Below are 6,025 nucleotides of genomic sequence, written 5' to 3' on the forward strand. Positions count from 1 at the left end.
GCCGCTGGGCCAGACCGACGGCCAGCGCGCCATCGCCGCGCTGATGCCAGCGGTGGAGGCGGCGGCCGCCCGCGCCGCTTCCCTGCCCGATGGCGACCCCTTCACCCAGTGCGGCGGCCTGGCCGTCGCCGCCGACATCGCATCGATGCAGCACGAGACCCAGTATACGAGGTTGTTCCGCACATGACCCAGAACGGACCTTTGCGCGTCGGCATCGGCGGGCCCGTCGGCTCCGGCAAGACGGCGCTGATGGACGCGCTCTGCCGCGCCTTCCGCGACCGCTACGACATCGCGGCCATCACCAACGACATCTACACCAAGGAGGATGCGGAGTTCCTGAACCGCGCCGGGTCGCTGTCCTCCGACCGCATCCTGGGAGTGGAGACCGGCGGCTGCCCGCACACCGCGATCCGCGAGGACGCCTCGATCAACCTGGCGGCGGTGGCGGAGATGCGGCGCCGTTTCCCGGGCCTCGACCTGGTGCTGATCGAATCCGGCGGCGACAACCTCGCCGCGACCTTCAGCCCGGAGCTGGCGGACATCACCATCTACGTCATCGACGTCTCGGCCGGCGACAAGATCCCGCGCAAGGGCGGGCCGGGCATCACCCGGTCGGACCTGCTGGTGATCAACAAGACCGACCTGGCGCCCCTGGTCGGCGCCTCGCTCGAGGTGATGGACCGCGACGCCCGCAAGATGCGCGGCGACCGGCCTTTCGTCTTCGCCCGGGTGCGCGGCGGCGACGGCGTGGCCGAGATCGCGGCGTTCATTGAGAAGGCGGGCGGGCTGCATCGCTAGCCGATTGCCGCCGCCTTCACCTGATGGAGTTGTCCTGGTCGAAATGAACGGAAGCGATCTGGAGCCCGGATGCCGGGTTCCGGGCGCTGGCCGGTCGAGATTGGCACCCTCGGGCCGGGTCCGTGCTCTGCAGGCGAACGCCGGATCCCCGATCGGCTGAGGGCAAGCTCATAGCGGCGATAATCCGGAGACGGGCAGGCCGTATGCCGGACGATGCGCCTGCCATCCTCAGGCCGCAGCCTGGCTGATCACGGCGCAGGCGCGCTTCAGGGCGTCGAGGGCGTCCATCAGCCGGGCCTCCTGGCCGTGCCGCTTGATGCAAGTGATGATGATGCTGGCGACGGCATGGCCGTTGCGGTCGAGGATCGGACAGCAGATGTCGGTCAGGCCGACGAAGTCGCGGCTCTCATGCAGCTCGAAGCCGCGGCCGCGGATGCCGTCCAGCGACGCCCGCAGCTCCTCTTCGGTCACCCGGCCCTGGGCCTGCGGCAGGCTCTCGCGGATCAGGCGCTGCTGCACCTCCGGCGGCTGGAAGGCGACGATCACCTGGCCTGAGGTCGCGTCCACCGCCGGCCGGTTGAAGCCGAGATTGAGGGTGAAGCTGATGTCCGGCTCGCCGGAGACCGAGGCCAGCACGACGGTGCGGCCGCGATACAGCACCACCAGATGGGCGGAATGGCCGGTTTCGGCGGCCAGCGCGTTCATCACCGGCACCGCCTCGGTCACCAGGTTGCGCACCCGCGGCGTGCGCAGCCCCAGCGAGAACAGCCGGTTGGTCAGGGTCAGGTCGTCGCTGGCCGGGTCGCGGGCGAGATAGTCCCGCTCCAGCAGCACCATCACCATGCGGAAGATCTCGCTCTTCGACCGGCCCAGCTCGTCGGCGATCCGGGTCAGCGACAGCGGCTCGTCCCGGCTGGCCAGCAGCTCCAGGATGTCCAGGCCCTTCTCCAGCGCCGGCGCCGAATAGGCCGCCTTCTTCTCCGTCACATCCAACCCCCAGGCGAATCCGGGCGGGACTGTATCGCTGCCGCCGGCGTTCCGATGAATGTTTTATATATGATGTTGACACCATCAGTAAAACAACCCTAGCGTTCTCCCAATGGCGGCCCAGACCGCCCGCAGGAGGCGCAGCGTGGAAAGCATCGAGACCGTGGCAGTGGGATCGAGCAGGGGCGGGCCGGCCGCGCGCCGCAGCACCGCCTTCACCGATATCGACTTCGACCGGCCGGGCCGGCAGGTCGGCTTCTTCCACATCCCGCAATCGCCGGACGACGATGCCTGGGGCACCGTGCGCATCCCGCTGGCGGTGATCGCCAACGGCACCGGGCCGACCGTGATCCTGGAGGGCGGCAACCACGGCGACGAGTACGAGGGGCCGATCACCCTCGGCGAGATCATCCGCGACCTCGACCCCGGCACGATCCAGGGCCGGCTGATCCTGATCCCGGCGATCAACCTGCCGGCCGTGGTGGCCGGCAAGCGCACCTCGCCGGTCGACGGGCTGAACTTCAACCGCACCTTCCCGGGCGATCCGGCCGGCACCATCACCCGGCAGATCTCGGCCTATGTGCAGGACGTGCTGTTGCCTCTGGGCGACGCCTTCCTCGACCTCCATTCCGGCGGTTCCTCGCTCGACATCCTGCCCAGCGCGATCGTCGAGCCGGCGCCCGATCCGGCGCATCAGCGGCGCAACATCGACGCCGTGCTGGCCTTCGGCGCGCCGATCACCGTGGTGGTCGATAATCTGGGCGAGCCGCGCACCGCCACCGCCGCCGCCGTCGCCGCCGGGCTGACCGTGGTCGGCACCGAGATGGCGGGGGCGGGCACCGTGTCGCTCGACGCGCTCGACATCTGCCGCCGCGGCGTGCGCGGCGTGCTGGCCCATCTCGGCGTGCTCGACCCGTCCTTCGCCGCGCCGCGTCGGCCCGACCCGAAGGTCTACGAGGTGGCGGGCGCGCCCTCCTATGTCCTCGCCGGCGACGACGGGGTGTTCGAGCCCTATCACCGCAACGGCACGGAGGTGCGGACCGGACAGCCGGCCGGACGCATCCATTTCCTGCACGATCCTGGACGCGCGCCGGCCGAGCTGCGCTACGGCGCCGACGGCATCGTCTATGCCCGCCGCCAACCAGGCCGGGTGCGGCCCGGCAATTGCTGCCTGGTCGTCGCCTCGCCCTATCGCGGGAGCCTCGGATGATCGGGTTGCACGACATCACCGCGGCGGCCGACAGGATCCGCGGCCATGTCCGGCGCACCCCGCTGGTCCGCGCCGACCAGCTGCTGCAGGCGCCGGCAGCGGCGCCGCTGTGGCTCAAGCTGGAATGCCTGCAGGTCACCGGCTCGTTCAAGGCGCGCGGCGCGACCAACCGCCTCCTGGCCGCGGACCCGGCGACGCTGGCCCGCGGCATCGTCACCGCCTCGGGCGGCAATCACGGCCTGGCCGTGGCGCGGGCCGGGCACCTCGCCCGGGTGCAGACCACTGTCTTCCTGCCCGGCAACGCCTCTCCGGCCAAGCGCGCCAAGCTGGCCGGCTGGGGCGCCGAGGTGCGGATCGAAGGCACGGTGTGGGACGACTCTGACCGCGCCGCCCGTGCCTTTGCCGAGGAGACGGGGGCCGTGTACTTCCACCCCTTCGCCGATCCCGAGGTGGTGGCGGGGCAGGGCACGGTGGCGCTGGAGATCGCCGAGGAGCTGCCGGAGGCCAGCCTGTTCCTGATCGCGATCGGCGGCGGCGGCCTGGCCGCCGGAATGGCGACGGCGATCCGGGCGCTCCACCCGAAGGCGCGGATCATCGGCATCGAGCCGGTCGGCTCCCCGACCCTGCGCGCCAGCCTGGATGCGGGCCAGGTGGTCACCCTCGACGCCGTCACCACGGCGGTGCCGACCATGGCCTGCGGCCGCACCGATCCGCGCATCTTCGACATCATCCGCCGCAGCGTCGACGAGGTGGTGCTGATCGAGGACCGCGACATGGAGCGGGCGGCGAAATGGCTGTGGTTCGAGCTCGGCCTCGCCGCCGATCTCAGCGGCGCCGCCTCGGTCGCGGCGCTGCAATCCGGCCGGGTGGCGCCGCGCGACGGCGACGTGGTCTGCGGCCTGGTCTGCGGCGCCGGAACGGACGGCCTCGCCGCCTGAAGGCGGGGCCCGGAGGGCAAAGCCCTCCCAAGAACAACAGGTGCAACCGAGGCTTCACAGGAGAGGACGAGACCATGATCAAGCATGTGCTGTCGGGCGTGGCCCTCACCGCGGTCCTGGCCCTGTCGGGCCTCGCATCCGCCGCCGAGCCGGTGCTCGGACTCGCCGCCATCGACCTGCAGAACTCCTTCTTCGTGCGGATGAAGGAGGCGGGCGACACCGCGGCCGCGGATTACGGCGTCAAGGCCACCTGGCAGAGCGCCGAGGGCAGCCTGGAGAAGCAGGTCGCCATCATCGAGAACTTCATCAACCAGAAGGTCGACGCCATCCTGGTCGACCCGCTGGACAGGAACGCCCTGCTGCCGGTGATCAAGAAGGCCGAGGCCGCCAAGATCCCGGTCATCACCATGGGCAACAAGGTCGAGGGCGGCTGGAACTATTCCACGCTGTATCCGGACCAGGAGAACATGTCGATGGTGGCCCGTGCCCTCGGCCAGACCCTGGGCGGCGAGGGCGAGGTCGGCCTGCTGGTCGGCACCCGCGGCAACTTCGTTTCCGACACCCGCGAGAAGGCTTTCACCGAGACCCTTGCCAAGGAGTTCCCGAACATCAAGCTGGTCGGCATCCAGCCCACCGGCTGGGATTCGGCCAAGGCCACCGACGCGGCGCAGACCTGGCTGACGACCTATCCCGACCTCAAGGCCGTCGGCTGCATCTCGGATTCGATGTGCCTCGCCGCCAGCGCCGTCGCCCAGGCGATGGACCGCAAGCTGCTCTATGCCGGCTATGACGGCGACGAGGAGATGCACCCGCTGCTCGAGGACGGGTCGATGGTGATGGACGTGCTGACCGGCGCCTACCGCGTCGGCTACTGGAACATCGCGGTCGCGGCGCGGCTGGCCAAGGGCGAGAGCATGCCCAAGGACCTGTACATGCCGACCTATTTCGTCACCTCCGACGCCACCGCCCAGGCGCTGGCCGGCAAGGGGCTGAAATTCGAGCACATCACGCCGGAAGCCGCGACCAAGGCGGCCAAGGCTTACACCGAGCAGCTGGGGCCGAAGCAGCCGGTCTCCGCCATGACCGTCGGCCAGTGACCGGAGGGGCGAAGGGCAGGGAGTGGGCCATGTCTCCGAAACCGGCGGATGCCGCGGCGGCGCGGCGCCTGTCGCTGGCCGGCGCGGGCTTCGGCAACGACCTGGTGCTGGCCGGGCTGATCCTGCTGGTGCTGGTCGGCTTCGGCATCGCCGGGCCCGGCTTCCTGTCCTTCGCCAACCTCGTCTCGATCGGCCAGCAGACGGCGGTGATCGCCATCGTCGGCTTCGCCATGACCGCGGTGATCATCGCCCGCGGCATCGACATCTCGGTCGGCAGCACGCTGGCGATCTCCGGCATCGTCGCCGCCCAGGCCTATGGCGCCACCGGGTCGCCACTCCTCGGCATCCTGGCGGCGCTGGCCGCGGGCGGCGCCGTCGGGCTCATCAACGGCCTCTTGATCAGCGCCGTCGGCATCAGCCCGTTCATCGCCACCCTGGCGACGCTCGCGGCGGGGAAGGGGGCGGCGCTCAGCCTGTCCGGCGCCTCCAGCATCCCGGTCGACAGCCCGATGCTGCTCTGGGCCGGCAGCGCCGACATCGCAGGCTTCCCCGCGTCGTTGCTGCTGGCGCTCCTGCTGCTCGCCGGCTGGTGGGCGCTGCTGCACCGCACGGTGCTGGGCCGCTGGATCTTCGCTGTCGGCGGCAATGCCGGCGCGGCCCGGGCCTCGCTGATCCCGGTCCGCACCGTGCAGACCCTGACCTATGTCCTGGCCGGCATGTCGGCCGGGCTCGGCGCCGTGGTCATCATCGGCCGGCTCGGTTCGGCCCAGCCGCTGGCCGGCACCGGCCTCGAATTCGCGGCGATCACCGCCGCCATCGTCGGCGGCACCAAGCTGTCGGGCGGCGAGGGCGGCGTCACCGGCACGGCGCTGGGCGCGCTGCTGCTCGGCGCCATCAACACCGGCCTGTCTTTTCTGCAGGTGCCGCAGCAGGCGATCTACATCGTCACCGGCGGTCTCGTCCTGTTTGCGGTGCTGCTGAGCCAGCGCGACCGG

Annotated in this window: 6 protein-coding genes and 1 pseudogene; 6 read left to right on the forward strand and 1 reads right to left on the reverse strand. The window is 70.7% G+C overall.

Translation table 11 applies throughout. The features are described 5' to 3' along the window. Both P409_RS39155 and ureG read left to right on the forward strand, forming a co-directional pair. A pseudogene (locus P409_RS39155) lies at positions 1 to 187 on the forward strand (urease accessory protein UreF); the annotation flags it as partial. Beyond that, positions 184 to 798, forward strand: a complete 615-nt coding sequence (gene ureG, locus P409_RS23865) for an urease accessory protein UreG (RefSeq protein WP_034844552.1) — start codon at positions 184 to 186, stop codon at positions 796 to 798. The pseudogene P409_RS39155 and the gene ureG, both read left to right, overlap by 4 nt. Before the next feature lie 228 nt (positions 799 to 1,026). On the opposite strand, the gene P409_RS23870 is transcribed toward ureG, so the two are convergent. Next, the gene (locus P409_RS23870) at positions 1,027 to 1,785 is read right to left on the reverse strand and encodes an IclR family transcriptional regulator (protein WP_161790457.1); all 759 of its coding nucleotides are present in this window, start codon (positions 1,783 to 1,785) and stop codon (positions 1,027 to 1,029) included. Between the two features lie 145 nt (positions 1,786 to 1,930). On the opposite strand from P409_RS23870, the gene P409_RS23875 reads away from it, so the two are divergent. From P409_RS23875 to P409_RS23890, 4 genes are all read left to right on the forward strand, one after another. Continuing rightward, the gene (locus tag P409_RS23875) at positions 1,931 to 2,995 is read left to right on the forward strand and encodes a succinylglutamate desuccinylase/aspartoacylase family protein (protein ID WP_202964782.1); all 1,065 of its coding nucleotides are present in this window, start codon (positions 1,931 to 1,933) and stop codon (positions 2,993 to 2,995) included. Then, positions 2,992 to 3,933: a threonine ammonia-lyase gene (locus P409_RS23880; protein ID WP_034844555.1), complete on the forward strand. Its 942-nt coding sequence runs from the start codon at positions 2,992 to 2,994 to the stop codon at positions 3,931 to 3,933. The genes P409_RS23875 and P409_RS23880 overlap by 4 nt, the downstream gene beginning before the upstream one ends. A 74-nt stretch (positions 3,934 to 4,007) precedes the next feature. Then, positions 4,008 to 5,030, forward strand: a complete 1,023-nt coding sequence (locus P409_RS23885; RefSeq protein ID WP_034844556.1) for a sugar ABC transporter substrate-binding protein — start codon at positions 4,008 to 4,010, stop codon at positions 5,028 to 5,030. Positions 5,031 to 5,059: 29 nt separating this feature from the next. Further along, a partial coding sequence (locus tag P409_RS23890) for an ABC transporter permease (RefSeq protein WP_161790458.1) occupies positions 5,060 to 6,025 on the forward strand: 966 nt, incomplete at its 3' end.

Origin of the sequence: Inquilinus limosus MP06 (assembly GCF_000767795.1) — a bacterium.
GTDB classification, from domain to species: domain Bacteria; phylum Pseudomonadota; class Alphaproteobacteria; order DSM-16000; family Inquilinaceae; genus Inquilinus; species Inquilinus limosus_E.

Coding starts and splice junctions, on each gene's coding strand:
- ureG (WP_034844552.1), top strand. CDS start 184: ATGACCCAGAACGGACCTTTGCGCGTCGGCATCGGCGGGCCCGTCGGC.
- P409_RS23880 (WP_034844555.1), top strand. CDS start 2,992: ATGATCGGGTTGCACGACATCACCGCGGCGGCCGACAGGATCCGCGGC.
- P409_RS23885 (WP_034844556.1), top strand. CDS start 4,008: ATGATCAAGCATGTGCTGTCGGGCGTGGCCCTCACCGCGGTCCTGGCC.